This window comes from Streptomyces sp. NPDC003042, from assembly GCF_053591315.1.
This window is the reverse complement of the sequence record NZ_JBSFTP010000037.1, coordinates 40,155-64,855: the sequence shown is the minus strand read 5'-3', so window position 1 is coordinate 64,855 and position 24,701 is coordinate 40,155. Positions and strand designations below refer to the sequence as shown.

The window sequence follows — 24,701 nt, the reverse complement described above, 5'->3', positions numbered from 1 at the left end:
TCGGGATCTCGTCCAGGATCTTCACCCGTATAAGCCTCGGGAGCTGTTCGAAACTCCGGCGACCGGGAGGTGCGATGCCGCCTGAGCGGCGCGATGCCTACGGGACCCGCCACACGTTGGCGAAAGCCGCGTTCTCGATGGAACGCCGCTGGCGTACCGCTTCCAGTTCCATCACCGCGTCGTTGACGGCGGCCAGCACGGTCGTCACCGCTTCGCCGTCCGAGTCGGCATCGTTATGGGGGCTTTCGCTGCGGCGGATGCCGATGGCTGCGGCGAGGGCCCCCAGGACGGGTTCGTCCTCCTCCCAGCGGCTCTGCGCAAGACGCCGGGCGGGCGTGTCGGCGAGCTCCATGCGCTCAGCGCCGAAGGTCAGGCGGCCGCGCCGCGCACGCGCCAGCAGGCCGTCCTCCTCGAACGCGGCCTGGTAGGCCGCTGCCAGGTCACGGCCCCTGCGCCACAGCCAGTCCTCGACGTGTTCATACGGCACCTGCCGAACGAGTGCCGAAGCCGCCGCGCCGAGCAGCCGGTCGCCCAGGGCCGGCTGCGGGCCCGGCACGATGAGATCGCCGTCCAGGTCGATGGCCTGCGCACGGAGGAGGTCGATCAGTTCGGCGCCCGCGAGAGACAGGGACAGGTCGCCCTGCCCCACGGAGCGCTCCGGCTGGGGCTCCAGGGCAATGCTGAACAGGTCTTTTGCCGTGGTCATGTACGGCTCCCTCGTCGTCGGCCGAACCCGCGTCCCGTCGCGGGGCGGGGTGCGGGTCAAGTATCGCTCCTGGGCGCCCGAGGCACCGAGAAGACAACCACCGAAGCCGCAGACGCCAACGCCACCCGACAGATCCCGTCCGACGGCCAGGAGCTGGTCGACCGGCCATACAGGGACCGCCGCGCCGCCCGGAGGCTGACGGCCCCGTGGACGATGTGCCCCATGACCACGGACATTGCCAAGGCCCGGGAGTGGCCGGAGTCTTGGACTGGATGTTCCGAGATGTTTCCCCGGCGGGGTCCGCCCGCTGAGGGCTGCTCTGCGGTGCGGTAGTGCGGCAGCCCGCGCCGATATGGCGTGCGTGGCTGAGCCGCGTACGCGGGCCCGTGCGGGCCCGCGGCCGTCACTTCCCCTTGCCGAGCGTGGCCGCCGCCTCCGCGGCCACGTCGTAGGCGTCCGTATGGGCCCGGTCGTTGTCGCCGTCGACCGGTGCGTACCGGACCGCGACGACCACATTGCTCCGGCGGAAGAAGACCTCGTTGGTCACCCTGCCCCCGCTGGGATACCGGACGCGGGAGAACGCCTCGTCGCCGAAGTCCGACAGGTCCGTCGTCATCGGGCCCATCTTCCCCTGCGACTCTTCCTTCGTGCGCTGGAAGCTGACCTGCGCCTCGTGCACCCCCAGCCGGGTCACCTGCACCTGCAGGACAGGCTGCGCGTCGCTGCCGAGGCCGGGACCCGCCCAGGTGCAGTACGACATCGCCTCCACCCCGTCCGTCGGCCCGGCCAGCAGCCGGGCGGCCGTCTCCGCCGGCACGAGTGAGCAGGGACGCGGATCCGCGGCGAAGTCGCCCTGCTGCGTCCGGTCCTGGTACAGCCAGACGGCGAGGGCGGCGGCCGCGATGGCGGCCGCGGCCAGCGCGACGTGGGGCGCACGCTTGGGGCGGGAGGGGGACACCATGGCCGCAGCGTAGTGCGGGACAGTTCGCATTCCCGGGGCAGGGCGATTGTCAGTGGGCCGGTCACCATCGACGCATGGACGTGAGGCCCGGTGCCCGGACTTCCGGGGGCAGTCCCACCGGGCTGCCCCACACCTGATGGGCCGGGCTCGCAGGCCCTGCCGGACCGCTGTGAATGGGTGGGCTGGTGACATTGGTTGGGTGCCAGCTGACGTGGGTTGGTCGTGGCTGTTCCTGTGCGGTTCGCCTCCGCGTGGGGGTCCCGTTATGCGTGTAATCGCCGTCCGTGGCCCGCACGAGCGCGGTGATGGCGGCCGCACGGTCGGCGCCGTCCTTCACCGGTACGCTGCCGCCCTCGCAGAAGGCCTTCTTCTCCAGTAGTTCGGGCAGCACGGCGCGGCACGCTTCGGGGAGACCGCCGGGCAGCGTCCCGTGGAGCTTGGGAGACCTGTGCCCGGCCAGGACCGAGGCTGGCTGGCACCTATACGCGCCGACGGGCCGGGCCGAGCAACACGGTCAGCGCGGCGCCGAGGTAGCTGCCGCCGGTCGCCGCGACCGAGAACAGGCCCCGATGCGGCTGTTGCTTCGCTGGATGAGGGACCGGCCGACCAGGTCACGTCGTTCACCCGAGTGCACCGAACATCATCACCCGGGGGCAGCAGAGGGCGCCGCTGTGTGCCGTTTGGAACGCGCAGGCCGCCCGGACCGAAACGGCTCAGGGCCGGGATCGCAACGGAGGGTGCCGCGGTCCCGGCTGCCGACAGCATGAGGTGACCGCTGGGGCAGGCAATTCACGCCCTCGGTAACGCGCGCAGGTCAGGTGCGCGGTACCGGGGTGAAGCTGCGGCTCGCGAGGTAGGTGGGCCGTGGGCGGGGGGCCGCGTACGGCGTGCCGATACGGTTCTCGACGCTGTTGTAGACGATGAACAGGTTGGTGCGCGCGAACGGCGAGACGTTCGCCGCGGAGGCGTGCAGGCAGTTGCAGTCGAAGGCCACCGCGGATCCCGCCGTACCGGCGCACTGACGTATTCCGTACTCCTGAGCGAGCGCGGTGACGGCGGAGCGATCCGCCGGGCCCGCCGGGAGGTTCCTGCCCTTCAGGGACAGCCGGTGGTAGTCGGGCGGTGTCTCGCCGACCGACGGTACGAACGTGTGGTGCGAGCCGGGGATGATCAGGAGCGGGCCGTTGTAGGGCGCGTTCTCGGTGAGCGCGATGGTCAGGCTGAAGGCGCGGGGCGCGGGCATGCCGTCCTCGGAGTGCCAGGTCTCGAAGTCGGAGTGCCAGCCGAACCCGGAGCCGTCGAACGCGGCCTTGAGGTTGACGCGGGTCTGGTGCACATAGACGTCCGAGCCCAGCAGCTGGCGCGCGATCCCGGCGAGCCTGGGCGAGTGAACGATCCGGCGGAAGGTGTCGCTCAGGGCGTGCACCTCGAAGACGGAGCGGATGCCGCCGCCATCGGGTTCTGGTACCACGCGGCCCGAGGACCGGAGTGACGGGTCGGCCGTGAGGCGGGCGACCTCCCCCAGACACGCCGTGATGTCGTCTTGGTGCAGCAGGTTCTCGAAGGCGAGGAATCCGTCGCGTTCATAGACGGCGAGTTGCCCGGCGGTCAGTGGCCCGTCGTCCACGCTGCCCCAGACCACGGGGTGCCGGCGGGGTAAAGGGGCGGAGGCGGTGACCGTACGCGTCGGGTACAGGTCGTCGGCGTCGGCGGGGTGAACGGCAGCGGTCATCGGCGGCTCTCCTCTGCAACACGGGAGTCGGACGAGGAACGGGCGCCCGGGCGTGCCAGTCGCCTGGCGAGCCCGGAGATGGCCAGGCACATGGCCACGTACAGCAGACCCACCACGAACAGGACGGGCAGGTACGGATACCCGCGGGGAGTGGCGATGTTCTGCGCCAGGAGCTTGCCGACGTACAGCAGCTCCTCGTACATGATGACGAAGCCGAGGGAGGTGTCCTTCAGGGTCACGGCGAGCTGCGCCACGATGCTGGGCAGCATCGCCCGCACCGCTTGTGGGAGGATCACCGACCACGCCGTCTGGGGGTGGCTCATGCCGAGGGCGTACGCGGCCTCCACCTGGCCCCGCGGCACGGCGCGGACACCGGCACGCAGGACGTCCGCCTGCACGGCTCCGTTGCGCAGGGCGACACCGAGGGCGAGCGCCCACAGGGTGACGTCGCTGACGTGAGTGGCCGCCCACGTGCCCGCATTGCCGAGCCACTCGGACAGGGCGGTGCCGGTCCTCTCCAGCACCAGGCGCAGGGCAGCCAGATTCGCCGATGAGTATGGTGACCGCGACCGTGAGGACCGCGTACAGGGCGTGGCGCCGCCGGCCCCGCGGGCCGGGGACCTCGAACAGCGGGATCGGCCGCGGGCTCAGCACGGCATCACCAGCCGTCGCTCGACGACCTGGAACGCGCCGCTGATCAGGGCGACGAGCAGCAGGTAGGCCAGGGTCACCCAGAGGAACACCACGCCGACCGCGTAGCCCCGCTCCAGCAGCGCCTTCTCGGCGCCGAAAAGTTCGGGGACGCTGAAGCCGCCGGCCAGGGCGGAGTTCTTCGCGAGGGTGATGATGACGGCACGGGCCGGGGCGAGCGCGGTGCGGGTGGCCTGGGGCAGGACGATCAGCCAGGCGACCTGAGCGGTGCTCAGACCGAGGCTCCGGCCGGCCTCGGCCTGGTCTGTTGCCACGTGTTGACGCCGGAACGCGGGGCCTCGCACAAGAAGGCCCCGGAGTACGCCCCGAGGGTGAGCACGGCCAGGGAGGAGTAGCCGAGCGAGGTCAGCCCGAGCAGGGGCAGTCCCAGGGTCACTCCGAAGAAGAGGACCGTCAGCGGCGTGCTGCACAACAGGCGGACGGCCGTGGCGGACAGGCCGCGCAACAGCGGTATCTGGGCTCACCCGGCAGCAGGCCAGGACCACACCCAGCAGGACGGCGAGCAGGGTGCTCGCCAGGGTCACGCGAACACTGCCCGCGAAACCTCGAAGGAACAGGTCGGTGTTGTCGAGCAGCACGTGCACGGGCGGCTCCGGTCGGGTGCTTGTCGGGGCGAGCGGGGCGCGAGTGGCGTACGGGATGCGGCGTTTCAGTAGCGTCTGAGCAGCGGCGGACGCGGAAGCGGCCCGCCGGCCCGGCCCAGCGTGGCGCGGTAGGCGCGCAGCCAGTCGCCGTTGTCCATGTGGTGCTCCAGCGCGTCGTTGACGGTAGCGCGCAGCGCGGCCTCGTCGTGGGCCAGGCCGACGCCATAGGGCTCGCGAGAAAACGGCCGGCCGACGACGTGCAGCCGTCCGCCGTTCTGCGCCGCGTATCCCTTGAGGATCGCGTCGTCGCCGGTGACCGCGTCCACCATGCCGGTGCTCAGGTCCTGCACGCAGTGCGCGTAGCTGTCGTGGCCGACAACGCGGGCGCCGTAGCGGGCCTGGCCGATCCACTGGTAGGGGGTGCATCCGTCGACCGAGCGGGCCCGGCGGCCGCGCACGTCGTCCGGGCCGCGGATGCCGGTCTCGTCGGCGCGGACGAGCAGGTCCTGCCCGGCGACGCAGTACGGCCCGGCGAGCGAGACCCTTTTCTTGCGTTCGTCGTTGATGGTGTACGCGGCGACGTAGCAGTCGATGTCCTTCTGGGCGAGCGCGGTTTCCCGCGCCTGTGGCGGCACGGTCTGCCACTCGATGTGCTCCGGCTCGAAGCCGAGGTCCGCCGCGACCATCGTGGCGATCTCGACGTCGAAGCCGAACCGGCGACCGGTCACCGGGTCCTCGAAGCCAAGAAACGGATGGTCGGACTTGACGCCGACTCGAAGGGTGCCGCGGCGCACCGCGCGCGCGTATGGCCTGGCCGCCATGTCACTCCGCCTTGTTGGACACGGCCGGGCGCTGGAAGAGAGCGCCGGAGTTGCGGTGCGGCAGGTCCACGATGCGCAGCAGCTGAAAGCCCTGGTCGAGGTAGTAGCGGTGCAGCAGGTGGTTGGTCTTCCATGCCTCCAGCCGCAGCCAGCGCTTGCCCCGCCGGGCCGCCACCGCGCCCGCCCAGTCCAGCAACCGGGCCCCGACCCCATGTCCGGCCGCCGCCCGGCTCACCGCGAGGTCGTGAATGTACAGCGCGGACGCGGGATCCTCGTGCTCCCACCATTCAGGGTCCGCCCGCTCGTGCACGGTGATCGTGGCCACCGCATGACCGTCGGCGAAGGCGAGGTGGCAGTCCCCGGCCGCGACGGCCTCGGCCATGCGCCACCGGCGAGGCGGATACTGCCACTGATCCAGGCCCCGGGAGGCCAGCCACCGGCTCGCCTCCAGCCACAGCCCCTCCACCGCGTCCAACTCCTCGGGCCGTGCGACCCGGATATCCACCTCCCTCACCGCGGGCCCTCCCGCCCGCCGAAGGACGAGTACGCCAGCGCCACGGCCGCATGGCAGGCGATACCGGCCGCGAGCGCATCCTCGTCGAGGTCAGCGCGAGGCGAGTGCAGCGACGGCACCTGATCCGGGTTCATGCCGGGTGGACAGGCGCCGAGGAACGCGAGGGCACCCGGTCTCGCATCGAGGACGTACGAGAAGTCCTCCGCCGTCATCGGGACGGCCGGCATCACCTCCACGGCCCCCGGGCCGAGGACACCCGCCGCGGTGCGCAGGACGAAGTCGGTGAAGCCGGGGTCGTTGACGGTCACCGGGTAGCCCGGTTCGACCCGTACCTCGGCGGTCGCGCCGTGGGCCGCGGCCACCCCGTCGGCGACGCGGGTGAGCGCCGCCAGCAGCAGCTGACGGGTCGACGGGTTCAACGTGCGCAGGGTACCGCCCAGTTCGGCGGTGTCCGGGATGATCCCGGTCGCGGTGCCGGCCGCCAGGCGGGTGATACTGAGGACGGCCGCGTCGTCGGCGGCGACGTTCCGGGTGATCACGGTCTGCAACGCGAGCACGATCTCACAGGCCACCGGAACCGGATCGCACGTGGTGTGCGGAGCCGAGGCGTGCCCGCCCCGCCCGCGCACCGTCACGTACACCCGGTCGGAGGCCGCCATCTGCGGCCCCGGGCGCAATCGCAGCGCACCGCTGGGCAGATTCGGCGTCACGTGCAGCGCGAACGCAGCGTCCACCCCCTCCAGCACACCCTCGTCGATCATGTACCGGGCGCCGTGGTCGCCCTCCTCGCCCGGCTGGAACATGAACACCACCCGCCCGGCCAGCTCCGCGCGCCGCGCCGCCAGCAGCCGCGCCGCACCGACCAGCATCGCGGTGTGCGCGTCGTGCCCGCACGCGTGCATCACCCCGGGCGTACGGGAGGCGAAGTCCCGGCCGGTGTCCTCGGTCACCGGCAGGGCGTCCATGTCGGCGCGCAGCAGGACCGTGGGCCCGTCGACCGCTCCGGTCAGGGTCGCCACGACGGAGGACAGCCGTCGACCGGTACGCACCTGAAGGTCCAGGTCCTCCAGCGCGTCCAGCACCCGCCGCTGGGTCCCCGGCAGATCCAGGCCCACCTCCGGCCGGGCGTGCAGTTCCCGGCGCAGTGCCACGGCCTTGGGCGCCAGCCGCCGGGCCTCATCGAGGAGGGACGGACCGACGGCCACGGGCGCGGCGGCCGGCCCGCCGCAAGCCGCGCCGGGCACACCGTCCACGCCACCGCTGGGGCTCGTCATGAGACCGATCTCCTTCACCTGCGCGCGCCGACGGCACGCGGGTCCGTCGGCCGCGGCGTCACGCGAGGCCGGGTGCTCACCCACCGTAGAGATCCTTCGCCGGTCCCGACAGTGCGCGTAACGCTGGTCAGCGAGTTTCGGCCACCGGCCCACTGTTTCAGCATGGCGGATTCGTGCTGGTGACTGCCGCTCGACGCGCTGACATGCTCGATCCGGAGCCCGACGTCCACGTGGGGGTGAGGACCGATCCATGGCGATGTCCGAGTCGGCACAGACGACACCACGGCGTCCCTGGCAGTGGGACGAATCCGAATGGCGGCACCACGTGGAACGCGTGCGTGCCGGACGCAGCCTCAGACCCGCGTCGTGGCCGAAGGGGACCCGGTGCGCCGTGGCGCTCTCCTTCGACTCCGACCACGAGACGATCCCGCTGCGCGACGGGGAGGTGATGCCGGGCAAGCTTTCGCAGGGCGAGTACGGCGCCCGGGTGGGCGTGCCGCGCATCCTGCGCCTGCTCGAACGCCACGGCGTCCCCGCCACGTTCTTCATGCCGGCGGTGTGCGCGCTGCTGCGCCCCGACGAGGCGCGCGGCTACGCCGACCGGGGCCACGAGGTGGCCGTCCACGGCTGGATCCACGAACGCAACATGGAGCTGGAGTACAAGCACGAGCGCGACCTCGCCTTCCGCTGCGCGGACACGCTCGAACGGCTCACCGGACAGCGCCCGGCGGGCATCCGCACTCCGTCGTGGGACTTCAGCGAGCGCACCCTCGACATCACTCGCGAGCTGGGGCTCGTCTACGACTCGTCCCTGATGGCGGACGACGATCCCTACGAGCTGCTTGCCGACGGACAGCCCACCGGCGTGGTCGAGATCCCGCCGGAGTGGATCCGCGACGACGCCGCCTACCTCAACATGGACCGCTACAGTGCCGTGCGCCCCTATACCCCGCCGCGGCAGCTGATAGCGCTGTGGCGCGACGAGTTCGACGCGGCGTACACCGACGGCGGGTTGTTCCAGCTGACCATGCACCCCCACGTCATCGGGCACCGCTCGCGCCTCGTGGTGCTGGAGGAACTGCTGGAGCACATCACCGGTCACCCGGGCGTCTGGTACGCGACCCACGCCGAGATCGCCCGGTACGTCTGGCGCAGTGCGACCGGCAACGGCACCGCCGTATGACACGGTTCTCACCGGGTGCCGGCGGGCCGGCCCCCACACCGGTCGTCCGCCTGCGCCTGAACGTCGACGGAACGCCCCGGATGCTGTGGCTGAAGCTGGAGGCATACAACTCCTACGGCTCCATCAAGGGCCGTACGGCTCTGGCTCTGTGGTACGACGTGGCCGATCGCGTCGATCCGCGTGCCGGGCTGGTCGAGTCGACTTCCGGCAACCTCGGGCTGGCCCTCGCGGCCATCGCCGCCGCCCACCGCGTCCCGTTCACCGCGGTTGTCGACCCGCGCACCAGCGCCGCGCTGCTGCACGACGTAAGGGCCCTGGGGGCGCGCGTGATCACTGTGGAGGCTCCGGACGGAGCGGGCGGGTTCCTCCTCAACCGGCTGAGCCGCGTGCAGGACCTGCTGGCGGGTCAGCCGAAGCTGGTGTGGCCCAACCAGTACGCCAACCCGGCCAATCCGGCCGCCCACGCCACCGGAACGGCACCCGAGCTGCACCGGCAGACCGGTGGCGGGCCGATGAGTGTCCTGGTCGCGGTCTCCACCGGCGGCACTCTCGCCGGATTTCGCGACTACGTCGTCGCCGCGGGCGCGCCGTGGGAACTGGTCGGTGTGGACGTGAGCGGCTCCGCCGCCCTCGGGGGTGCGCCGGGTGCTCGGTTGCTGTCCGGGATCGGCTCCAGCCGCCCGTCCGCCTTCCTGCCCCAAGGGCACCGGCCCACGGTGTACGTTCGGCCGGAGGAGGCCGTCGCGGCCACCGTGTGGCTGTACGAGACGATCGGCATCGGTGTGGGGCCGAGCGCGGGTGCTCTTTTGGCCGCGGCGCTTCGGCTGTTCCGCGCCGACGCCCGCCGCACCAGCGCCGCGTGTCTGTGCCCCGATGGGGCCGACCGCTACCTCGACACCGTCTTCTCGCGCGACTGGCGCCGGGAGCACGGCATGACCGGCACCGACGCCCTGTCCGGCGTCGAGGTCCTCACCGACGACACCGGGCATTCCGGTTCCTGCCCGGCCGAGGTGCGGGAGGTGCCGTCATGACGGCGGACGCCGCCGAGCGGGACTGGTACGCGAAGGCGGGCGTACGCAGGGACCCGCGCCGCCTGCTGCACAAGGAACTGCGCACCGGACAGCTGTACTTCCCGCCCGCCCTCGTGCCCTACGCCCGCCATCCGCACGTACGGGCGCTGCCCGACGACGCCCGCGAGGCGCTCCAGGCACGGCACCTGTTCCAGTACCTGCACTTCACCACGCAGTTCGAGACCCGCGTGGTGAACCGGGCCACCGACCTCATCGCCTCCGGCCGCAGCGACCTGGAGACACCGCCCGAGACCCGCCTGAACGCCTACCGCATCTACTGCGACGAGGGCTACCACGCCCTGTACAGCTACGACGTCGTCCGGCAGGTCTCCGACGCCTCCGGCATCGACCCGCTGCCCTACGACTTCGCCCCGTTCCTGGCCCGCCTCGACGCCGTCGGCACCGAGGCCCTGCCCGGCGAACCGGTACTCGCCCAGCTGCTCCAGGTCGTCGTGTTCGAAACGCTTGTCACCGCCATTCTCAACGACGTGCCCAAGGACCAGCGAGTCCTGACCGTGGTCCGGGACATCGTCCGCGACCACGCCCGGGACGAAGGCTGGCACCACGCCTTCTTCGCGGGCTTCTTCCGGGAGTTGTGGACCGGCCTGACGCCCTCGCTGCGCGTGCGGGTGGCCCGCTGCCTGCCCGGCCTGATCCGCTCCAGTCTGCTACCCGACCTGAGCCCGGTGCGCGCCGCACTGGCCCTGGCCGGGCTGCCGCCGGACCAGGCGGAGGATGTGGTGCGGGACTGCTACCCATGTGCCCGCGTCGAGGCGGACATGCGCACCGCCGCCCGGCACGCGCTGCGGCTGTTCAACGAGACCGGCGTCCTCGACGTGGACGGCGGACGGGACGCCTTCCACACGGAGGGCCTGCTGCCTGAGGAGCCCATGTCATGACCGAGGAACTGCTCTTCCTGGACCGCGCCGCTGTGCTGGAGTGCGCGGCCGAGGTCGACGTGTGCCAGGTCGTCGCCGACGCGCTGGTCCGGCACGCGCGCGGGGCCGTCACCCTGCCGACCGAGGGCTACCTGCCGTGGACCAACGAAGCCGGGGCCTACTGCCGGTCGCTGGCCATGCTCGGGGCGCTGGCCGGGGACGACGGGCCGCCGATCCGCGGTATGAAGCTCATCAACGCGGCCACCAGCAATCCTGCCCACGGCCGGGAGCGTGCCGCCGGCATCAGCGTCCTGTTCGACCACCACACGGCACGCCCGCTGGTGATCGCCGAGGCCGGCTGGCTGAGCGCCGCCCGCACCGCGGCGTACACCATGGTGAGTCTGCGCCACCTCGGACCACCGCAGTGGGACGCACTCACCGTCATCGGCTGCGGCACCCTGGCCCGCACCCACCTGGAACTGCTCGAGGAGAGCTTCCCACAGGCGGGGACGGTGCACTTCTACGACGCCGACCCCGGGCGCGCCGCCGCACTGGCCGAATGGACCGCACACCACCGACCCCGGCTGCGCACCGTCCAGCAACCCGACGCCCGCACCGCCGTGCAGGCCGCGCCCGTCGTGGTCACCGTCACCACGACCGACCAGGGCTACCTGCCTGCCGCCTGGTTGCGGCCGGGCACGTTCGTCGCCCACGTCTCCCTCGCCGACCTGCTGCCCGATGCCCTGCTGACCGCGCAGGCGCTGTACGTCGACGACGTGGGCCTGGTCGCCGACAACCCGCGCCGGGTCCTGGGCGCGCTGATGAGGGAAGGGCATGTCACGGCCCGTCCTCCGGGCCCGGCCCAGGGCCGGGGCATCGACGGCACCCTCGGCCAGGTTCTCGCCGGAGAGGTCCCCGCCGTTCGGCCCAGCACCGGGCACGTGATCAGCAACCCGTTCGGGATGGCTGTCCTGGACGTCGCTCTCCTGCACGCCGTCCACGAGGCGGCCGTAGACCGCAAGGCAGGCCGGACACTGCGCCTTTACTGAAAGGAGCATCCCCGTGCACGACACCTTCGACGAACCCTCGGTGCCGCTCGGGCTGCCCGCTGTCGCGGCCGAGCGGGGCCTGTTCTCGCTGTCCGACCTGGAACCCACGGCCCTGCGGCGGCTGGTGGCCCGTTCGGTGGACCTTTTCCACGACCCGCACGCCCACGACCGGCCCCTGACCGGCCGCGTCGTCGGGGTGCTGTTCACCCGAACCTCGACCCGCACCCGCACCGCCTTCCAGACCGGCAGCGTCCGGCTCGGCGGCACCCCGATCGCCTACGGCCCCCACGACCTGCAACTCAACACCGGTGAGTCGGTGGCCGACACCGGCCGGGTCCTCGGGGCGATGCTCGACCTGCTCGTGGCTCGCACCGCAGGCCCGCTTCAGGAGCTGCGGGAGCTGTCGAGCACCGGACGGCTGCCCGTGATCAACGCCATGGCGACGGAGGAGCACCCCACCCAGGGCGTGTGCGACCTCGCCACGCTCACCCTGGCCCTGGGCGACCTGAGCGGCATCCGGTTGCTGTACGTGGGGGAGGGCAACAACACCGCCACGGCTCTCGCCCACGGCCTCGCCACGGTCCCCGGCGCCCACGTCACCTTCGCCACCCCGCCCGGGTACGGTCTGCCGCAGGCGGCCCTCGCCGCGGCGCTCAAGGCCGCCGGGGCGAGCGGGGCCCGGCTCACCGAGATCCACGACATGGCCGAGGTGCCCGTGGACGTCGACGCCGTCTACACCACGCGGTGGCAGACGACGGGCACCAGCAAGCCGGACGTGTCCTGGCGTGAGGTATTCCGGCCCTTCCACGTGGACGCCGTGCTCATGGCGCGCCGCCCGCGGGCCCTCTTTCTGCACGACCTGCCCGCCCACCGCGGCGACGAGGTCGCCGCCGAGGTGCTGGACGGAGGCCGTTCCCTGGCCTGGACCCAGGCCGCGATGAAGCTGTCGAGTGCCATGGCCGTCCTGGAACACACCGCCGGGCTCCTGACCGGCTGACCCGCGCACCACGCAGAGCGCACGGAAAGGAGCACGCGTGCCCGACATCACGCGCGTCACCCGCTACACGCATCTGACGGCGCACGACCTGGTGCCGCCCGGAGAACCAGAGGTGTTTTTCGAGCCGGCGGACACCGAGATCGGCGTCTGGGTCGCTGCTGACCTGCTACCGGCCGGCGGTGGTGGCACCGTCCTGGACCTCGGCTCGGGCAGCGGAGCGGCCGCGGCCGCCATCGCCCGCGCGGGAGCCGCCCGCGTCCACGGCATCGACTCCGGCCACCGGAGCGTCCAGTGGGCCCGGTCCCACTACGCCTCCGCCGACGGTCGCGTCACCTTCGCCCTCGCCGACTACGCGCAACTGGACCCGCCCGGCCTGCCGGCCACCGCCCCCGACGACCTGCCCCGCCCGCTGATCGTGACCAGCAACCCGGCCTACGTGCCCCTGCCGCCCGAGGTGGACCAGGAGCGGCCCTCGATCAGCGGCGGCGCGGACGGCTTGAAGTGGGCCGGGGCCATCATTGGGCACGCCCGTGCCCTGGGAGCCGACCTGGGCTTCACCTTCGGCAGCTACTCCACGCCCCGGCGCGCGGTCGCGCTGGTCCAGCAGGCGGGATACCGGATCACCGCCGTGACCCTGTGCCCGCTGCCGCTGGGTGACTTCACCCGCGAGCACCCCGAACGTGTGCTGGCCCTGGAAGCCTCGGGAGAAGCAGTGCTGTGGCGCCCAGTCGACGAGCCACCCGCCTACTTCGTCGTCGGCCTGGCCTGCCGGCAAAGCGACGGCCCGCCCGGAGCCGACACCGCCAAGGAACTCATGGATGTCCTGTACACCGCCGCCCGCTCCACCACCTCCCGCCTGGAGACGCTCGACGCGCTCGGTGCTGCGTCCCCGCCCTGGCCCGTCCGAATCCTCGACCTGCCGCCCGCGGCGGCCCGCCACCACTGGTGACCCACCCGGGGAGCGAACCCATGCCGTCACCCGAACCACCCCTGTCACCCGTCAGCGTCACGGTCGGCGCCGTCGAGCACAGCGTCGACTTCATCCGGCCGCAGCTGCGCGCCCGCGGTGCGCACCGCGTCGCCCTCTACGCCGGTGTACAGATCAACGGGGCGCCGCACGTGGGCACCAACGTCATGCAGACCGCCGCCTTCCTGCTGGCCCAGGCCGCACGCGACCGCCTCGGCGTCGAGGCCGAACTGCGCTTCGGGGCACTGGACAACGCCCCGCACGAGTCCCGCACCTGCCCGCACACCGGCACCCTCTACGAGCGGTCCTACCACCACGCCCTGGGACCGGACCGCGTCGAAGAACTGGTCAAGCGTTTCTACGGCGACCTGTTCGACGCCCTGTCCACCGCCACCGGTGTGCGATATGAGGTCGACACCTACACTTGTCAACAGCAACTCCCAGCCTTCCGCGAGGAGTTCCTCGCCTCCCTGGGTCACTGGGAGCGGCTGCGCTGGGTGCTGGCACCCTCCAGTGGACACGTTCCCGTCAGCTTCCCCTGCCCGCAGTGCGGCTGGCTCCAGAAGTACGGCGAGGACACCCGCCTCCTTGAGGCCGGGCCCGCCTCGGCCCGGTTCACGGCCGTCTGCTTGGACCACGGGCGTTATGAGGCCGAGGTACGGCCCGACGCGGGTGCGTACCTCGGCCTGACCACCCTGCACCGCAACCTCGTCAAAGAACGCGTCGCCGACCGGGACGAGGCCATGCCCGTGATCGTCAAAGGCGCGGACTGGGCGGCCGGCTGCCGTCTGCTGGACGAGGCGTTCCTGTGCCTCCCCGGCAGTGTCCCCCCGCCCCGGGTGTTCACGCCAGTGATCCTGTCCGCGTCGGGCGCCAAGCTCTCCAAGTCCCTGATGCGGGAAGGCAAGGCGCAGCTCACCCCGGACACCGAGCCCTGGATGCTGGACGCGACCGTCTGGGACGGCACGGTCGAGACGTACGCCGCGATGCTGCGCGACCTGGTGTCCCTCATGCTGTCCGAACCCCGCCACTTCGAACGCGGATACAGCACCACCGAGTTGGGACGCCTCGTGCGCGAGCACCGGCTCATGGACTGAGTGCGGCGTCCAGGGCCGCGAGCGCGGCGGCACTGTCCACCGGCCCCGGCCCGGGCGCCGACCAGACCGCCGCGCACGCGGCCCATAGCCCGTCGCAGGGGTCCCCGTGGCCGCGCAGCGCGAGCGTGCCGTCCTCGATGCGGGCCTGCCAGGCACCGCACGCCCAGCCATCGGCCCGCCGCTGCACGAGGCGTGAGGGCGCGAGAAGGGCCCGCAGGTCCGCGCCCAGATGGGTGGGGCGGCGGTGCGGCGGCGCCGCGAGCAGGTCGGCCGGCCGCGTCCGCCCGGTGAGCACCAGCAGGCTGTCGTACCCGGCCCGGCGGGCTCCCTCGATGTCCGTGTCCAGGCTGTCCCCGACCATGAGGGGCCGGTTCGCCCCCACCCGTCGGGCCGCCTCCCGCAGCAGCGCGGCCGACGGCTTGCCCGCGACGAAGGGCGTCGCACCCGTCGCCGCTCGCACCACGGCCACCAGGGCGCCATTGCCGGGCGCGGTGCCGCGCGTTGTCGGCGCGGTCAGGTCCGTGTTGGTAACGATCCACGGGATGCCGCGCGCCACGGCGTACCCAACCTCCGCCAGCTCCTGCCAGGACACCGTCGGCGCGAACCCCTGCACCACCCCGGCCGGATCCTCCTGCGCCGACCGCACCGGCCGCAGCCCGCGCTCCCGCAGCGCTCGATGCAGTGCCGTGCCGCCCACGACCAGCACCCGCGCGGCCCGACCGCACTGCTCCTCGGCGAGCCGGGCGGCGGCCTGCGCCGAACTCACCACGTCCCGCTCGGCCGCAGGCACTTCCAGCCCCCGCAGCCGCTCCGCCACCTCACCGGGCGCGCGCAGGGCGTTGTTCGTAACGTAGACGAGCGGCAGCCCCCGGTGGGCCAGTTGCCGCAGCACTGGTACGGCGTGCGGCACGGCATGGGGTCCCACCTGGATGACACCGTCCAGGTCAAGGAGAGCGGCGTCGTGGCGATGGACCAGCGCACCCGCCCCACCGCCGGCTGCGCCCGGCCCACTGAATGCCCGCACCACCGGTCTCCCTTCCGCTGGTTGGCTCGTTGGGATATGCCCCCGACGCGGCCGGATGACGCATCGGCCACCCATGTGCCCATGGGAGCCATCCGGCTGATCACCGGTCGCACGAGCGTGCTCCGGCAGGGCACGACGGCACCGTCACTGAGATTGAACCCGTGGTGTCGTCTGCGGTCAGGGGCTGATGGTTAAGACCGTGTCCTATGTGGTGAGGTGTCGTTGACGTCGGTATGGGGCGGGGTACGTGGAGTTGGATTGTCCGGACGGGTTGTGGGAGATCGCGGAGCCGTTGATCCCGCCGTCCAGGGTGCGGCCGCAGGGCGATGGAACACAGGACACGCCTGATGAGACGCTGTTCGCCGCGATCATCTACGTGCTGGTCAGCGGTTGCGCCTGGCGGGCACTGCCGGCTTGCTTCGGGATATCGAAGTCGACAGCCCACCGCCGGTTCCTGATCTGGTCGCGGGCCGGCGTGTGGGGCCGGCTGCACGAGGAGATCCCGCACCGCCTCGATGACGCCGGTCTCCTCGACTTGTCCCGAGCGGTCCTTGACTCCGCCCACGTGAGGGCTGAAAAAGGGGCGAACTCACCGGTCCGAGCCCTGTGGACCGGGGCAAGCCGGGTTCCAAGACGTAGACACGGTCGTCGCCGGATCAAGCCAAGGCTGGCACCAATTCCATGGGTCGGTTGAGTTGTGACGAAGTCCTCGAAACGGTCATGCTCGACATGCTCGCCGCGTGGGGTGATGAACGATCGCCACGATCCCTCGGCAAGGCGCGGGCCAACAGCTCAGGGACCGCGCTGAGCCCGCTCTCCGTGGACCGCAAAGCCCCGGCGAGGGTTTCCACCAACATCGCGTTGGCCCGGGGGTTATGTGTGTCGTCGACGTCGCTGGTCATCGCCGAGCGTCTTTCAGCCACCGGTCGAGGTACGCGAGTCGTTGCTCCGCTGTCTGCGGCTCCCTCATTCCACCACTGGCAGAGGGTGGGTCGGAGGCTGGTGATTGACGGCTGCGTTGGTCTGGTGAGTCTGGTGGTGAGTTCTTCACCCACAGCACCTGCGTTCCGCCTGCACTCAGTCGCCGAGGATCCGTTCCCACAGCAGGCCGTCCCGCCAGCTCCCGTCGAGGAGGATCGAGGAGTGGGAGACGCCGTACGGGCTGAATCCGTTGCGGCGCAGTACCCGTTGCGATGGCAGGTTCTCCAGGTTGGTGGACGCCTCGGCGCGGTGCAGGCCGAGTTCGTCCGTCATGACGCGGAGCACGTGGCCGACGGCGCGTCCGGCGTGCCCTTGGTTCTGGGCGACACTGGCGATCCAGTATCCGACGGAGCCACGGCGCAGGTGTGGCTGCGGCAGGATGCCTCCGACGGTGACCTGTCCGATCACGCGGTCGTCGGCGAGCACCACACCCGGCCAGATGGTGCCGGCCCGGTGTCCGGCGAGCAGGCCGTCAATCCGCTCTGCCTGGCCCTCCGGGGTGAAGAAGTCGGCGGGTTGTGCCGGTTCCCACCGTCGGAAGGCCTCGACGTCCCGCTTCCGGTGGGCGGCGATCGGGGTGGCGTCGGCGGGCTCGATCAAGCGGATCGCAGTACTGGTGTGCATGGGTCAGTCCTTGTCGCGGTGCATGGGATGAGACGGTCGGGCCAGGGGAGGGCGCACATGTTGGCGCGCCCTACACCCGCCGCAGGATCGAGTCGATCGCGCAGCTCGAGTTCTCGCCGAACAGGTCCAGATACCGGGTGTCGAGCTGGTATCGATGCGGACTGCTGCGGAGGAACTCGCGGAGGGTGGCCCGCTTGGCCAGGCTGTCCTCGACCAAGAGGTAGTCGCCGGAGGTCAGTCGGGCATCGAAGAAGTCGAGCACGGCCCGGACGTGTGCGTGGGCGTCCTCGATCACCAGCCAGGGCCTGGGCAGGTCATGGGAGTCGGCGAGGACCTCGCCGAGACGTCCGACGTCCCCGGTTCGAAACCGCACCCGGTCGTCCGCCAGGTCCACCGGAGTGCGATCGATCGAGATGATTTCCGGTCGCTGGCCGTGCGCCGCTGCGACGTCGGCCAGCCAGAGTGCGCTCCCGCCGCTGCCGGAGCCGAGTTCGATGATAGTGCCCGGGACCAGCTCGGCGATCAGCATCGGATAACCGGCCAGGTCGAACACCGTCTTGTACAGAGGCCGACCGGCCCACGTGAGGTGATCGGTGACGCCCTGGGTGGCGACGAAGTTTTGGACCGGGAATGCGAGGGCCGCGAGCACGTCCCGGTCGGATCGATCGAGGCGCGGAAGCGGATCCCGGTACCGTTCCCCTGTCAGCAGTGCGAGGTACCCGGTCAGTTCGTCGGATCGGCCGGTGCGCCGGGCCTCGGTCACCGCTCCCCGGATGTGGTGGTCGTGATAGGTGGAGATGCCGCCCTGCCGCTCGACCTTCGCGGCCACGAGGCGCTCGGCGATCTCGGCGAGGCCCTTGACGTCGACTTCGTCCATGGGTCAGCGTCCCGGGCAGGGTGCGGCACAGACCAACCTGGCGTCGACCAGGAGGTCGAGCAGTGCCTGGTCCGCGTCCAGCTCGGTCAGGGTGAAGCTGTCGGTCCGGCCCGACACGGCATGCCATAGGGCTTCCTGGCCGGGCTCCAGGGTGATCAGCCGGTCGGCTGTTCGCAACCGGATCCCGTCGGAGTGCAGGACCCCCTCCGGATGGGCGTGGAACCGCACAGCCCGGTCTTCGCCGATCCCCGACGACACCGGACGGGCGGGTAGCGGGGCGAACTGATCCAGCCGCGCACCGACCACCCGGGTCGCGACCGTCTCCGGGACCAGCTTGGCGATCATGTCGGCGATTTCTCCCATCGCATCGGCCACCGTGGCCTCGGTGCGCGTACCGTCCCGGAACGCGCCCGGGGGCAGTTCCCGGGCCAGCCCGGGATCACGCAGAACCTCGGCCAACAGGGCGCGCAGCACGGCATCCAGCTTCGTGGCCCAGACGGTGAAGGTCAGGTGCAGGCTCGGCTCCGAGCCGCTGCTCCCGCTGTGCCACCACCCCCGAGGTATCCACAGCACGTCACCCTCTGCCAGGACCACCTCCAAGTCGGCCGGATCCTTGGCCGGGTCGTGGTCTGGCGCCCACAGTCGCCACGACTTGCTGCCCGAGACCTGGGTCAGCCAGGCGTGGTAGGGGTCGTGGTGGGCGCCGAAGCCCTGCTCCGTGCGAGGTGTCAGGTAGGCGTTGACAAACACCGGATGCCCGATGTCGGCCGCCAGGCGCCGGCAAGTGTCCGCCAATGGTGGCCAGAACCGCTGCAACCCCTGGAGCACGAGCGTCGCCCCGTCGGCCAGCTCGGCGCCGATCCGGACCGGGTCGGCCAGCCCCTGGACGGCCTGCGACGTGTGCCGTTCCGGCCGGGTCACCAGCTCTGCCGGTACCAACCGGTGGTCCCGGGCCATCCGGAACGCCGGTGCCTGCAGTCCCTGGTCGTTGAGGATCGTGTCCAGCGCCGACCAGGTCAGTGTGGTCCGCAACTCGGAGGCGCTGCCCACCCGGTGGTAGGGCGTGGCGGGCCAATCGTCGGTGAACCAGGTCGGGTCGCCGAGCGCGTCAAGGACGCTCATGTCAGTTCTCCTCTCCGAGTACGGCGCGTACCGCTTCGAGCGCGTCAAGCCGCTTGCGATCCCAGGTGTCCCGGCGGTCTTCGGCCAGTTCCGGTTCGAGGACCTCGACCACGGCGGCCGGCAGCCGCTCCTTCCACCGCCGGAGCAGGAGGGAAGGCCGCCGGTCCCGGAAGTGCAGGCCGTGGGCCACGCGGAGGGCACGTCGGGCGTCTTCGGCGGACAGCTCCGTTCGGCTCAGCAACCAGCGGACGTTCGCCAACGGCACGGTCACGGGGGAGTAGTCCTCCGGGTCGTACAGGAGTGCCACGTCTCCGTCGGACTCGATGGCGCCGGACAGGTACTGCTCGTACACCCAGCCGCTGCCCGTCATGCCCAGGGTCCGGCACTCGACGGCCCGGAGCGCGCCCATCGACGAGGCGCCGACGAGAGGCTGCCCGGAGGCCAGCACCGAGCGGATCTCGGTGATGCTCACCGCGAGGTTCTGGCCGAACTCGCCGTCCAGGATCAGCACCCGATCGATGCCGCCGGCGTTGACCACCTCGACCAGGTCGAGTCGGCGCACCGGGGGCCGCACGTCCAGGTCGTGCCCTGTCCTCGTGGCGAGTGCCCGCAAATCGACCAGGTCGGCGGGGCGCAGGGAGGGTCCGGTGAACAGGATCGTGTTGGGGCGGGTCATCGCGGGGACCTCGCCAACCCGGCCCCGACCATCGAGGCGTGCAGTCTGGTGCCGAGCCGGGCCGGGTCGTTGTGGTGGTTCTCGATGCCGGGCACGATCACTTGGGTCACGGAGAACGGCAGGTCGGGCGGTGCGAGTTCGGTGGCGAACACGAGATCCAATCCGGCCGTCCCGAGCCCGTCGAGAACCAGTCGGAGGTCTCCCTCCACCCTGCCGGTGGTGCTGTTCGGTAGCTCGCCGAAGTCCAGCTCGGACCGGCCGGCGCTCCAGGTGTGCAACATCTTGCGCATCTCTTCGTAGGAGGCGTGTCGGCGGTGTACCTGGCCGTTGAGGTCCTCGCGAGCTCCGGAGATCACGTTCAGTCGGGACTGCGCGGCTTCGGTGAGTGCTCGGCTGAGCGCCACGGTGGGGTCGGGATGACAGCCGGCGCCGCCGTTGATCAGGAGGCCGTCCTCCGAGTGGGTGTCGTCGGTCGTGACGAAGACGGTCGGTATGCCGATCTCGTTGACGTAGCCGAACACCTGTACCTGAATGCCGGCCCCTTCGAACCGGGCGACGAGTTCCCGCGCCTCGGCCGGCAACGTGCCCGACCTGATGCGGTGGCCGCCCCGCAGCGTCTCGCCGAACGCGGTGCAGTCATGCTCGACAAGTTCCAGCAGGCCGTGCAGCAGTGCCTCGCGCGGGCTGTTGCCCGAGGCCAGGCCGATGGTGTTCGAGGAGAACATCCCGTACTCGTCCGGAAACGGGGTGAACACCGCCAGCGCGGGGATGAGTACCTCGGTGTCGGAGCGCAACTCGCGCGCCGGCCACCAGGACAGCGGCTGCCGCTCGGTCCAGCGGTGGCCGCGCCGGAGAATCAGCCGCCGGGGGTCGAGTGTCGGCCGACCGGCCGCGACGAGTTCGGCGTAGCTCGCGCGGAGCGGCGGTTCGGCGGCCCGGGGCTCGCACCAGGTGCGTTCGATCGCCTCCATCATCGCCGAGACCCGTGCGGCCGTCGCGGTCGTGCCCTTGCCACTGGTGACCGTGTTGAGGCCGGGGGCGGCGTCGGGACGGCAACTGTTGAACACCGGGATGCCGAGCACGTCCAGGTCGGTCACGTCGGCGATTCGGGTGATGCCACATCGGTCGAGTACCGCGCCGGCCAGTTCCGCGGTCGCCTCCAGGGTGCGGATCCGCAGCGAAGTGCCGCCCGCGGTGGTCGCGTCGGCCGTGGTCGGCGGGAGCCAGTGCTCGCGGCCGAGGCTGATCCGCGGGGTGAGCGTGGTCGTGGTGGTCGTCATGCTGCCAGCACCTCCGCGCAGGCCGCGCGGACCCAGTCGTACCAGGCGGTCACGTTGGCCGCACGCTCGATGCTGTGACCTTCGTCGGGAAGCAGCATGAGCCGTACGTCGACCTTCCTGGTGTCCAGGGCCCGGTACATGGCCCGGGCCTCGCCGACCGGGACGTGCTGGTCCGCGCAGCCGTGCGAGAGCAACACGGTGACTCCCGGATCGATGCCGTCCAGTGCGAGGCTCTCCCTGCGGTATGCCTCGGACTCCTCGACCGGCCCGTACTCCCGAAGCCAGTGCCAGTGCAGGTCGCTGGCGCGGGCCACGGCGGCGAAGTCCGACCAGCCGGCGTGACTGGCGACGAGTCGGATCTCGGGCAACCGGGTGGCCAGGGCCAGGGCGAGGTAGCCGCCGAAGCTGCCGCCCATCGCGGCGACGCGCCGTGCGTCCAGGTCAGGCCGCCGGAGCGCCGCGCGGACCTGTTCGGCGGCGACCGAGGCCACCTCCGAACTCCACCGACCCCAGCCCCGCTCGACCGTCTCCTGGCCGTACCCCATGGACAGAGGAGGATCAGGCATCAGCACGGCATGGCCCTCCGCGACGAACGGCCACGGATTCCACCGCCACGACCAGTCGATCCAGCTCAACAAGGGGCCGCCATGGCACCAGACGAGTACCGGCAGCGGCTCGGCCGGTTCGTCGGCGGGCAGGCACAGCCAGCTGTGCCACACCGTGCCGTCCTCGGCGAGATGGCTGAGTCGTTCCATGCGTCCGGTCGGCCGGGCGGCGGCCGCCGGGGCCAGCAGGGTGCGCGCGGAGGATCCGGCCAGGTCCACGGCGACTACTTCGGGGGGCAGGTCCACTCGGGACTGTACGACCAATGCCTCGGCTGCCGTGACGGTGACGGACCCCACGGAGCCGGACAGCTCGACCGGCTCGGGACGCTCGCCCTCCGGCAGCACCGTGTACAGACGCCGTCGGCCGTGGTCCTCGCCGACGCAGAGCAGGGTGTGCCCGCACCAAGCCCTCGGCTGGAGCCAGTGCGGGTGACGGGCGGCGGGCCGCAACAGCCGGGAGCCGTCCGACGCCACCAGCACCACGCCCTGGCGCGGTCCGAGCCCCGCAGTGGCCACCCGCTCTGCCGTGCAGGCGAACCACGAACCGTCCGGGGACGGCACGGCATCCCGCAGGTCTTCGTCCGGCCACACCGCCTGCGCGGCGGTCGGGTCCGCCACGGGGATGAGCAGCAGGCCGTGACGGCGGTGGCCGCCGGGCAGGAAGCGGACCACGCCGGCCGCGCACCGGCTGCCGTCCGGGGTCAGTGACAACAGTCCTGTGAGCCGTTCGTTCGGAGCCAGCGTGACGTCGAGTGACTCCGGCACCCCGGCTTCGAGGGATGTCAGAAGCAGGCCGAGCACCTCACCGGCGGCCTGGTAGCCGGAGCGCGGCCAGAGGTCGCCGTCCAGGAGGACGGCGGTTCGGTGTGGATCAGCCCGGTCGACGGGCACCCAGGCCGCCGCGACGACCACGGAGCCGCCGGCGGCGTAGGACACCACGTCGCGGCCCGGACTCAGCACGAGTTCCGTCTCGGCGTCGGGCCGGTGCCGGCGCAGGCTCCGACCGTTGCCCGCCTTGGTGTCGGAGAGGAACAGATAGCCGTCGTCGAGCACGGTCACCGCGGAGGCCCCGGCGTAGGCGTGCGCCAGGGTGAGTTCGCCGTCCGGCCCCGGTGCGTAACCGAGGACGAACGGCACCGGATACGGCCGGTCGGGTCGGGTCATCCTGGCCTCGAGCACCAAGCCGTCCCCGAGCCGGTGCGCGATCTCCGCGCGGACCTGGCCGAGCAAGACGTCCGGTTTCATGTTCGGCCGCCGCGGCGCGGGTCGACCGCGGCCCGGTCCACCAGCGCCGCGTGGTCCAGGTCGGCCAGTGCCTTGCCCAGTTCCGTACGCAGCCAAGCGGTCTTCTGAGCCGGCGTGAGGAAGTGGTGGGTCCCGGCGATCTCGGTGGCCGCCGGGCCGTCGAGGAACTCGGCGATCATCAGGCCGGCCAGCTCGGAACCGGTCGGCTCTTCGATGGTCACGGTGAGGTGGAACGATCCGTCCGGGCCGGCCTCGCAGCTGGTGTCCTGCCCACCGGGCAGGTACAGCACATCGCCGGGAACGAGTTCGATCGCCGGGCCGGAGGGCGGCGTCCAGTGCGACTCGCCGTCCAGCTGGAAGTGCAGTGCGTGCTGATCCGTGGTGTGCTCCGAAGACGCGCTCGCGCCGGGCGGAGTCAGGAAGACCGCCGACCGCGCCCCGCCCCGCAGGTCCGCCCGCAACGCGTCCAGCAGGCCGCGGATGCCGACGTGCCAGTCCTCGGGCTGGTTGAGGGTGATCACCCGCCCCGACGCGTACTTCGCGCGCACCGCATCCGGATCGGCGTAGGCGGGCAATGCCCGGCCCAACACCTCGCGGGTCGTGGTGATGCCCTGCGCGGTCGCGCCGCCGCCGACCTCGCGGAGCATGCTGAAGTACGGTGCGACCAACAGCCCGCACTCGACCATCTCCCAGGCGGCGGCCCGTACGAGCAGGTCCGGCCCGGCCTCGTACCGGAAGACTTCCGGCCGCCGCGCCCATATCTCGGCGGCGAAGGCGTCGACATCTCCGACGATGTCGGCCAGTAGCGTCATCGGATCGTCCTGTTCCGCATTCGTTCGACGGCCGTGCCGACAAGGACGTCCGGGTCGGCCGAGTCCAGGTGGTTCAGCAGCGCCTTCGCCACGGCCGCCGCCCGGTCTTCCAGGGGCAGGGCAGGGTCGACCCTAGGCTGTTCGAAGGTCGCCATCAGGGCCCCGGCCAAGTCACGTGGTGTCGGCTCGGTGATGGTGAAGGTCAGATGCAGGGAAGTGCCGCCCCGGGCGGTGGCCACGTGAGGGAAGCCGTGTGGCAGGTACAGGACGTCGCCGGGTTCCATCACGAAGGTGTGCGAGCGGCTGTCGGCGTCCACGTTCAGCCCCGGACGCGCGTCGATCTGGTCGGGGGCGTCGTAGATCGTCCACTCCTTGGCACCAGCGAGCTGGAGCGCCAGCACGTGCGAGCCGTCCCGGTGGGGGAGCATCCCGGTGTTGTCACAGGGGGTGTAGAAGACGTAGGCCTTGAGTTCGGCGGCGATCCGCGTCTCCAGGGCGCGCATCAGGGTGCGGATCGGAAGGTGCCAGTCTTCGAGTTGGCTGAACTTCATGGTGGCGCCGGCGGCGAGGTGCGACCGGACCCTCTCCGGATCGGCGAACGATCCGACGCGTTGGCCGAGCACGTTCCGGGATCGGGTGAAGTCACCGATCGCGGGCTGGTTGCCCTCGCGCATCAGGGTGAAATAGGGCCAGCGCAGGAGGCCGGCGTCGAGCTGGGCCTGGATGGCGTGCTCGTCGATCAGGCCGTCCGGCGGGGCCGCCTTGGGGAACAAGCCGAACTTCTTGTTCCAGTAAGTGCCCAACAGGTCCACGTCGTCGATCAGTCGGACCAGCGGATGTTCCATGACCACAGCCGTCCCTCTTGGTCGGATCCGGACCAACTCTGGGGCCGCCGAAGCGGCACCCAGAAT

Annotated in this window: 25 protein-coding genes and 1 pseudogene; 8 read left to right on the top strand and 18 right to left on the bottom strand. The window is 71.4% G+C overall.

Going from position 1 to position 24,701, the window contains the following annotated elements; all coding sequences use genetic code 11:
* Positions 1 to 97: 97 nt before the first annotated feature.
* The 9 genes from ACWDYJ_RS19630 to ACWDYJ_RS19590 form a co-directional block, all read right to left on the bottom strand.
* A complete protein-coding gene (locus ACWDYJ_RS19630) occupies positions 98 to 706 on the bottom strand; it encodes a GOLPH3/VPS74 family protein (protein ID WP_451566825.1) in 609 nt (202 codons plus the stop codon).
* A gap of 403 nt (positions 707 to 1,109) precedes the next feature.
* A complete protein-coding gene (locus ACWDYJ_RS19625; protein ID WP_451566824.1) occupies positions 1,110 to 1,667 on the bottom strand; it encodes a hypothetical protein in 558 nt (185 codons plus the stop codon).
* An 814-nt stretch (positions 1,668 to 2,481) separates the two neighbouring features.
* Positions 2,482 to 3,399, bottom strand: a complete 918-nt coding sequence (gene thpD, locus ACWDYJ_RS19620; protein WP_451566823.1) for an ectoine hydroxylase — start codon at positions 3,397 to 3,399, stop codon at positions 2,482 to 2,484.
* The gene (locus ACWDYJ_RS19615; RefSeq protein ID WP_451566822.1) at positions 3,396 to 3,923 is read right to left on the bottom strand and encodes an ABC transporter permease subunit; all 528 of its coding nucleotides are present in this window, start codon (positions 3,921 to 3,923) and stop codon (positions 3,396 to 3,398) included. Before ACWDYJ_RS19615 ends, thpD begins: the two co-directional genes overlap by 4 nt.
* Positions 3,924 to 4,046: 123 nt before the next feature.
* A complete protein-coding gene (locus tag ACWDYJ_RS19610; RefSeq protein WP_451566821.1) occupies positions 4,047 to 4,364 on the bottom strand; it encodes an ABC transporter permease subunit in 318 nt (105 codons plus the stop codon).
* Positions 4,322 to 4,555, bottom strand: a complete 234-nt coding sequence (locus tag ACWDYJ_RS19605; RefSeq protein ID WP_451566820.1) for a hypothetical protein — start codon at positions 4,553 to 4,555, stop codon at positions 4,322 to 4,324. The genes ACWDYJ_RS19610 and ACWDYJ_RS19605 overlap by 43 nt, the downstream gene beginning before the upstream one ends.
* Before the next feature lie 204 nt (positions 4,556 to 4,759).
* A complete protein-coding gene (locus ACWDYJ_RS19600) occupies positions 4,760 to 5,515 on the bottom strand; it encodes a glutamate ABC transporter substrate-binding protein (RefSeq protein WP_451566819.1) in 756 nt (251 codons plus the stop codon).
* A 1-nt stretch (position 5,516) separates the two neighbouring features.
* Positions 5,517 to 6,029 (bottom strand): GNAT family N-acetyltransferase, encoded by a 513-nt coding sequence (locus tag ACWDYJ_RS19595; RefSeq protein ID WP_451566818.1) that lies wholly within the window; start codon positions 6,027 to 6,029, stop codon positions 5,517 to 5,519.
* Entirely contained in the window at positions 6,026 to 7,303 is a 1,278-nt protein-coding gene (locus ACWDYJ_RS19590; RefSeq protein ID WP_451566817.1) for a M20 metallopeptidase family protein, read from the bottom strand. The genes ACWDYJ_RS19595 and ACWDYJ_RS19590 overlap by 4 nt, the downstream gene beginning before the upstream one ends.
* A gap of 250 nt (positions 7,304 to 7,553) precedes the next feature.
* Between ACWDYJ_RS19590 and ACWDYJ_RS19585 the strand changes: the two genes are divergently transcribed.
* From ACWDYJ_RS19585 to ACWDYJ_RS19555, 7 genes are read left to right on the top strand one after another with little or no spacing between them, the layout of a single operon-like run.
* Complete coding sequence (locus tag ACWDYJ_RS19585) at positions 7,554 to 8,486, top strand: polysaccharide deacetylase family protein (protein WP_451566816.1); 933 nt, start codon at positions 7,554 to 7,556, stop codon at positions 8,484 to 8,486.
* A complete protein-coding gene (locus ACWDYJ_RS19580) occupies positions 8,483 to 9,517 on the top strand; it encodes a pyridoxal-phosphate dependent enzyme (protein ID WP_451566815.1) in 1,035 nt (344 codons plus the stop codon). The genes ACWDYJ_RS19585 and ACWDYJ_RS19580 overlap by 4 nt, the downstream gene beginning before the upstream one ends.
* Entirely contained in the window at positions 9,514 to 10,455 is a 942-nt protein-coding gene (locus ACWDYJ_RS19575) for a diiron oxygenase (protein WP_451566814.1), read from the top strand. The genes ACWDYJ_RS19580 and ACWDYJ_RS19575 overlap by 4 nt, the downstream gene beginning before the upstream one ends.
* Entirely contained in the window at positions 10,452 to 11,483 is a 1,032-nt protein-coding gene (locus tag ACWDYJ_RS19570) for an ornithine cyclodeaminase family protein (protein WP_451566813.1), read from the top strand. Before ACWDYJ_RS19575 ends, ACWDYJ_RS19570 begins: the two co-directional genes overlap by 4 nt.
* Positions 11,484 to 11,496: 13 nt before the next feature.
* Positions 11,497 to 12,480 (top strand): ornithine carbamoyltransferase, encoded by a 984-nt coding sequence (locus tag ACWDYJ_RS19565; RefSeq protein WP_451566812.1) that lies wholly within the window; start codon positions 11,497 to 11,499, stop codon positions 12,478 to 12,480.
* Positions 12,481 to 12,517: 37 nt separating this feature from the next.
* Positions 12,518 to 13,429, top strand: a complete 912-nt coding sequence (locus ACWDYJ_RS19560) for a methyltransferase domain-containing protein (protein ID WP_451566811.1) — start codon at positions 12,518 to 12,520, stop codon at positions 13,427 to 13,429.
* 20 nt (positions 13,430 to 13,449) lie between these two features.
* A complete protein-coding gene (locus ACWDYJ_RS19555; protein WP_451566810.1) occupies positions 13,450 to 14,544 on the top strand; it encodes a hypothetical protein in 1,095 nt (364 codons plus the stop codon).
* On the opposite strand, the gene ACWDYJ_RS19550 is transcribed toward ACWDYJ_RS19555, so the two are convergent.
* Entirely contained in the window at positions 14,534 to 15,568 is a 1,035-nt protein-coding gene (locus ACWDYJ_RS19550; protein WP_451566809.1) for an HAD-IIA family hydrolase, read from the bottom strand. The two genes, ACWDYJ_RS19555 and ACWDYJ_RS19550, sit on opposite strands and share 11 nt — an antisense overlap.
* Positions 15,569 to 15,801: 233 nt before the next feature.
* On the opposite strand from ACWDYJ_RS19550, the pseudogene ACWDYJ_RS19545 reads away from it, so the two are divergent.
* Positions 15,802 to 16,201 (top strand): annotated as a pseudogene (locus ACWDYJ_RS19545) (transposase); the annotation flags it as partial.
* 444 nt (positions 16,202 to 16,645) lie between these two features.
* On the opposite strand, the gene ACWDYJ_RS19540 reads toward ACWDYJ_RS19545, so the two are convergent.
* The 8 genes from ACWDYJ_RS19540 to ACWDYJ_RS19505 form a co-directional block, all read right to left on the bottom strand.
* A complete protein-coding gene (locus ACWDYJ_RS19540; RefSeq protein ID WP_451566808.1) occupies positions 16,646 to 17,173 on the bottom strand; it encodes a GNAT family N-acetyltransferase in 528 nt (175 codons plus the stop codon).
* A gap of 70 nt (positions 17,174 to 17,243) precedes the next feature.
* Positions 17,244 to 18,050 carry a CmcI family methyltransferase gene (locus tag ACWDYJ_RS19535; protein WP_451566807.1) on the bottom strand — a complete coding sequence of 269 codons (807 nt, stop codon included), beginning with the start codon at positions 18,048 to 18,050 and terminating at the stop codon, positions 17,244 to 17,246.
* 3 nt (positions 18,051 to 18,053) lie between these two features.
* Positions 18,054 to 19,172, bottom strand: coding sequence for a JmjC domain-containing protein (locus ACWDYJ_RS19530; protein ID WP_451566806.1), 1,119 nt, complete (start codon positions 19,170 to 19,172; stop codon positions 18,054 to 18,056).
* A 1-nt stretch (position 19,173) separates the two neighbouring features.
* Complete coding sequence (locus tag ACWDYJ_RS19525; RefSeq protein WP_451566805.1) at positions 19,174 to 19,848, bottom strand: TfuA-like protein; 675 nt, start codon at positions 19,846 to 19,848, stop codon at positions 19,174 to 19,176.
* Positions 19,845 to 21,128, bottom strand: a complete 1,284-nt coding sequence (locus tag ACWDYJ_RS19520) for a YcaO-like family protein (protein ID WP_451566804.1) — start codon at positions 21,126 to 21,128, stop codon at positions 19,845 to 19,847. The genes ACWDYJ_RS19525 and ACWDYJ_RS19520 overlap by 4 nt, the downstream gene beginning before the upstream one ends.
* On the bottom strand, positions 21,125 to 22,978 hold the full coding sequence (locus ACWDYJ_RS19515; protein WP_451566803.1) for an alpha/beta hydrolase family protein: 1,854 nt from the start codon (positions 22,976 to 22,978) through the stop codon (positions 21,125 to 21,127). Before ACWDYJ_RS19515 ends, ACWDYJ_RS19520 begins: the two co-directional genes overlap by 4 nt.
* Positions 22,975 to 23,790: a hypothetical protein gene (locus ACWDYJ_RS19510; RefSeq protein WP_451566802.1), complete on the bottom strand. Its 816-nt coding sequence runs from the start codon at positions 23,788 to 23,790 to the stop codon at positions 22,975 to 22,977. Before ACWDYJ_RS19510 ends, ACWDYJ_RS19515 begins: the two co-directional genes overlap by 4 nt.
* Positions 23,787 to 24,635: a JmjC domain-containing protein gene (locus ACWDYJ_RS19505; RefSeq protein WP_451566801.1), complete on the bottom strand. Its 849-nt coding sequence runs from the start codon at positions 24,633 to 24,635 to the stop codon at positions 23,787 to 23,789. Before ACWDYJ_RS19505 ends, ACWDYJ_RS19510 begins: the two co-directional genes overlap by 4 nt.
* Positions 24,636 to 24,701: the final 66 nt, after the last annotated feature.

Coding starts and splice junctions, on each gene's coding strand:
- ACWDYJ_RS19575 (WP_451566814.1), top strand. CDS start 9,514: ATGACGGCGGACGCCGCCGAGCGGGACTGGTACGCGAAGGCGGGCGTA.
- ACWDYJ_RS19590 (WP_451566817.1), bottom strand. CDS start 7,303: ATGACGAGCCCCAGCGGTGGCGTGGACGGTGTGCCCGGCGCGGCTTGC.
- ACWDYJ_RS19555 (WP_451566810.1), top strand. CDS start 13,450: ATGCCGTCACCCGAACCACCCCTGTCACCCGTCAGCGTCACGGTCGGC.
- ACWDYJ_RS19600 (WP_451566819.1), bottom strand. CDS start 5,515: ATGGCGGCCAGGCCATACGCGCGCGCGGTGCGCCGCGGCACCCTTCGA.
- ACWDYJ_RS19510 (WP_451566802.1), bottom strand. CDS start 23,790: ATGACGCTACTGGCCGACATCGTCGGAGATGTCGACGCCTTCGCCGCC.
- ACWDYJ_RS19505 (WP_451566801.1), bottom strand. CDS start 24,635: ATGGAACATCCGCTGGTCCGACTGATCGACGACGTGGACCTGTTGGGC.
- ACWDYJ_RS19585 (WP_451566816.1), top strand. CDS start 7,554: ATGGCGATGTCCGAGTCGGCACAGACGACACCACGGCGTCCCTGGCAG.
- ACWDYJ_RS19630 (WP_451566825.1), bottom strand. CDS start 706: ATGACCACGGCAAAAGACCTGTTCAGCATTGCCCTGGAGCCCCAGCCG.
- ACWDYJ_RS19625 (WP_451566824.1), bottom strand. CDS start 1,667: ATGGTGTCCCCCTCCCGCCCCAAGCGTGCGCCCCACGTCGCGCTGGCC.
- thpD (WP_451566823.1), bottom strand. CDS start 3,399: ATGACCGCTGCCGTTCACCCCGCCGACGCCGACGACCTGTACCCGACG.
- ACWDYJ_RS19580 (WP_451566815.1), top strand. CDS start 8,483: ATGACACGGTTCTCACCGGGTGCCGGCGGGCCGGCCCCCACACCGGTC.
- ACWDYJ_RS19515 (WP_451566803.1), bottom strand. CDS start 22,978: ATGAAACCGGACGTCTTGCTCGGCCAGGTCCGCGCGGAGATCGCGCAC.
- ACWDYJ_RS19520 (WP_451566804.1), bottom strand. CDS start 21,128: ATGACGACCACCACGACCACGCTCACCCCGCGGATCAGCCTCGGCCGC.
- ACWDYJ_RS19535 (WP_451566807.1), bottom strand. CDS start 18,050: ATGGACGAAGTCGACGTCAAGGGCCTCGCCGAGATCGCCGAGCGCCTC.
- ACWDYJ_RS19540 (WP_451566808.1), bottom strand. CDS start 17,173: ATGCACACCAGTACTGCGATCCGCTTGATCGAGCCCGCCGACGCCACC.
- ACWDYJ_RS19525 (WP_451566805.1), bottom strand. CDS start 19,848: ATGACCCGCCCCAACACGATCCTGTTCACCGGACCCTCCCTGCGCCCC.
- ACWDYJ_RS19530 (WP_451566806.1), bottom strand. CDS start 19,172: ATGAGCGTCCTTGACGCGCTCGGCGACCCGACCTGGTTCACCGACGAT.
- ACWDYJ_RS19570 (WP_451566813.1), top strand. CDS start 10,452: ATGACCGAGGAACTGCTCTTCCTGGACCGCGCCGCTGTGCTGGAGTGC.